This is a genomic window from Actinoplanes oryzae (genome assembly GCF_030757795.1).
Classification (GTDB): Bacteria; Actinomycetota; Actinomycetes; order Mycobacteriales; family Micromonosporaceae; genus Actinoplanes.
In genome coordinates, this window is record NZ_JAUQWH010000347.1 from 1 (window position 1) to 1,077 (window position 1,077).

General features: G+C 71.9%; 1 pseudogene. It reads right to left on the reverse strand.

The features are described from left to right. Nucleotides 1-714: pseudogene (locus RBH18_RS43850) on the reverse strand (hypothetical protein); the annotation flags it as partial. Nucleotides 715-1,077: the final 363 nt, after the last annotated feature.

The following is a 1,077-nucleotide window of genomic DNA, read 5'->3' on the forward strand; positions in this document are numbered from 1 at the left end:
GTAGCCCGCGGTCAGCAGGCTGAGCACCAGCGTCACCAGCTCCCGGTTCGACAGCCGGTCACCGTCGGGGGACTGCCGGCTCAGGCGGCAGATCAGATCGTCGCCGTCGCTGCGCCGCTTCCGGGCCACGACGGACGTCACGTAGCGGACCAGACGCAGCGTACGAAGCCTGTTGTCCTCCTCGTCGCCCTGCATCTCGAACAGTACGGTGACCCACGGGCCGAACTGGTCGTGGTCCTGCCACGGAATGCCGAGAACCTCGCACAGCACCCGCAAGGGCAGCGGCTCGGCCAGGGAGCTCACGATGTCGACCGGGCCCGCCTGCGACCGCATGCCGTCCAGAAGATCGCCGACCAGACCCCGGACGTACGGCCTCAGCTCCGCGACCCGGCGTTCCGTGAACGCATCGGAGACGAGCCGGCGCAGCCGGGCGTGGGCGGTGCCGTCGAGACTGATGATGGAGTCCGGCGACGGCCGGCCGGAACCCAGCTTCGGCGAGCCCGGGCCGGTGGCCGCGGCCCGGCTCAGCCGCGGATCGACCAGCACACGACGCGCCAGATCGTGTTCCCTCACGACCCAGGCACCGGTCCCGTTCGGCATCTCGGCCCGACTGATGTCCTGATCCCCGCCAGCGCGCAGGATCCCCGGCAGCGGACCCAGCGGCGGCATCGACGAGCGCACGAGGCGGACGACGTGGTCGGCGCTCTCCCCCATCGCTCACACCGCCTTGGCGTCGAGCAGCCGGTGCAGCGTGGGCTCATGGGTGCCGGTGAGCGCCGCGAGCGCTTCGGTGGCCGACGGCAGGGTGTCACTCATGGGGTGCTCCTGAGGGGAGGACTCGGGGCGGGCCGCGGTTCGCGGCTCGGCTCCGATCACTCGACGGGGCCCGGGCGTCCGGCGTTCATCACAGGTGGCGGGCGCCATCGCGGCGGTGCCGGCCGGGGAGCGACGCGACGGAGGTCACGCGGCCGGGGCGCGGAATCGTCTTACCGATCCGGGGCCGGGGCCGATGGGAGCCACGGATGCCGTCGGGCATGCGTTCTCACCGGGAGTGTTGCTTTGCGTATCGGCGATATG